The organism is Flavobacterium croceum DSM 17960 (genome assembly GCF_002917885.1).
In the GTDB taxonomy this organism is placed as follows: Bacteria; Bacteroidota; Bacteroidia; order Flavobacteriales; family Flavobacteriaceae; genus Flavobacterium; species Flavobacterium croceum.
On sequence record NZ_PQNY01000062.1, the window covers coordinates 1 to 2,760 of the forward strand.

Genomic DNA, 2,760 nt, shown 5'->3' on the forward strand with positions numbered 1-2,760 from the left:
CAAACTTTACTCGATTTCAGATAAAATTCAGCCGTTAGTTTTCTAATAGCTCAAAAAAAGTGGACATTTCGTCAAGTCTTAAAATTCAAATGGTTATTCAAACTAAAATGTTTCACTTCTGAATTTCGTCGGAAGTATGGCACACAACGTTCCGCGGCTTGCAGAAGTTGGGGATTTGGTTAGCCTAAACTTTCAGTAAATCACTGACCACAAAAGTACAAAACAATGTGTAAAGTCAAGACCAAAACCCCAATTTTTGCAAACCGCTGTTGGCAGACGTATTTTTTTTTTTTTTAGTTGTTTACTTTTTCAAGTTGTCCAACTTTTTTCCAACTTGGATCAATATTTAATGCAACAGCAATATAAACATCTTTTCCATTGCCTCTAAATGCAGTTCCTTTATTCATTTGCGCATTTATTTCATTTGGCGTTAAATTGTACATTGCTCCAGTTATTGGGTCAACAATTATTCCTATCAAACCACCAAATAAGATATTTCCAATGTACCAAGCATTGAATTTTTTTGTTAGTTTAGTTTGATAAGTTTGATAACCTTCAAGTTTAATCATAACGCTATGCTCACTTTTTCTCGCAAGTTTTATTTCAAATGGTGTTTTGCCAACTTCTACTTCATCAATGAAGATAGTTGCTGTTGATGGATTACTTGAAAACTTTACGTTTTGTTTTGAACCAGATACGATTGTTGCACAACTTGAAAATAATAATAATGTAATCGCAATTGAACTAGAGATAATTGTTTTTCTCATTTTTAAATAAATATTAAGGATTAATTAATTTGTAATTGATATTGTGATAATTTTGTCACATCGCCTTCGTAAAAATAGAAGTCAACTTTAATTCTGTAACAAGACGAACCTAAAATACTAGGTTCTTTTTTTTCTGTAACTTTCACAATATTTGCACCTTTTTCACGTGCAAGATTTCTAGCGTTTTTAAGATTTGTGTTAAAATCACAATCGGTTGAAAATCCAGTATCTCCATATTTAGCGTTTCCGATTTTTTTTGCATTTTCAGGAACTTTATTTTCCAAATCTAAGAATGCAACTTTATTTTCTATTGTTAACGGTTTTAGTTGTTCTGTAAAACTCGATTTAACACTTGCTCCACAACTTACAAGCAAAAATGTCACCACTCCAAATAATAATTTTCTCATTGATTTTCTGTTTTATTTCTGTTTTATTTCTGTTTTATTTCTGTTTTATTTCTGTATTCTGGTTCTCGAATATGTCTGCCAACGGAAAAAGTATTGGCGAAGTGCGGGCTTTCGAAGAACGAAAAGTTCAAGGAAGACCAAACGTAGCGAATGCTTTTTCAATACTGCTAACTTACAAAAAAATGCAGAATTGAAAAGCATGAGCGGAATAATATTTGTGCTTTTCAATTTTACACTTTCCCCCGCATTTTGCCAATACTATGTTAGCTGTAGTTGTATTTATTCGTCTCGATATTTACCTCTTACAGTTTTCAGCATTGTAGTTATTGCTTTATAAGAAAACCCAAAAAACAATAAAGCACTCGCAATTACAATTTTTGTTGATAATTTGTATCCGCTTAAAAAACTAATTAATATCAATAATCCAGCAATTGCAATTATTGAGTAGGCAGCTGAATAAAAATATCCTGATCTGTTTTCATACTTAAATTCACCGCCATTTAATTTATACATTTTTTCAATTGAAATATTAGCAATTTCGGGGTTGACTTTTCTAACATCAGAAGTTAAATTTTTGAAAATTAATTCTCTCTTTGTTCCAGACTTTATCGCGTTATAAAGATATTCGAAATTTTTTTCGCTTAGTCCTGCATTAATTAATTCAATCTTTAAATTAGTAAATTTTTTATCCATAGTTTTGGTACAATTACAGCTAACGTGCCGCCGCTTGGCGACAGTGGCGACTTTTTAAATAATTTGTTCTAAATATAATCAAAATTTCAACTTAGTAATTTCCGTCTAAGAAAAACAAAACTAGCCATTGCGCCAAACGGCTGTTGGCAGTAGTGTTTTCTATATTTCTAATGATTTTTTAAATTCAGTTTTTTCTTCTACTTCGACTATTCCAAGCACATACATGAGATTTTCTAAACTTATTATTCCTTTTTTGAAGTATAATTTTAAAAGTTCTTTACATTCTTGCATATCGTGATTTTGGTCTTGTTGATAATTTATTTTATATAGTTTCCCGTTTATTAATGTTATTTTTATTTCGTTTTCGACACCATAAGATTTTCTTCCAAGCATTACATACTTATTGTAACTTTTCATAAAGTTTAAAAAATCATCATTTGTAATTTCAATATTTTTTATATCCTTTATTTTTATTACTTCGTTTTCTATTAATATTTCTTCTTCACTTAGTATTATTTCACCTTCTATTTTTCCCTCTAATGGACGATATCTTGCGAAACTTGTCCAATTAAGAAACATCGATATTATCATATAAATTAAAGAAATCCATAATAATGAAACTTCTAAATTGTGATATTCTTTGTCTTTAAAAAAAATTAGGTGAATTAATCCTGGAGTTAATAAAATGACTTGTACTAAGTACAATTTATTATCAGTAACATAAAATTTTTTGTCTTTTGTGTAAATCTTAAATTTAGCCATAGTTTTTTTCAGCGTAATTTTTTTCAACATTACTGCCAACGTTTCGCGGCTTGACGCAGAAGCGAAGCCAGCGAACGGCTAAATTTCTGTTAAAGATAAACATTTTCGTGAAAAACAGACTTCAGTTTAAG

Annotated in this window: 4 protein-coding genes; all 4 read right to left on the minus strand. The window is 29.8% G+C overall.

The annotated features are described in order from the left end of the window. Positions 1-293: 293 nt before the first annotated feature. A complete protein-coding gene (locus Q361_RS13330; protein ID WP_103727222.1) occupies positions 294-767 on the minus strand; it encodes a PEGA domain-containing protein in 474 nt (157 codons plus the stop codon). 20 nt (positions 768-787) lie between these two features. Next, positions 788-1,174: a hypothetical protein gene (locus Q361_RS13335; protein ID WP_103727223.1), complete on the minus strand. Its 387-nt coding sequence runs from the start codon at positions 1,172-1,174 to the stop codon at positions 788-790. A 279-nt stretch (positions 1,175-1,453) separates the two neighbouring features. Further along, complete coding sequence (locus Q361_RS13345; RefSeq protein ID WP_103727224.1) at positions 1,454-1,867, minus strand: hypothetical protein; 414 nt, start codon at positions 1,865-1,867, stop codon at positions 1,454-1,456. A 159-nt stretch (positions 1,868-2,026) separates the two neighbouring features. Beyond that, positions 2,027-2,629 (minus strand): hypothetical protein, encoded by a 603-nt coding sequence (locus Q361_RS13350; protein ID WP_146047049.1) that lies wholly within the window; start codon positions 2,627-2,629, stop codon positions 2,027-2,029. Between the last annotated feature and the right edge of the window lie 131 nt (positions 2,630-2,760).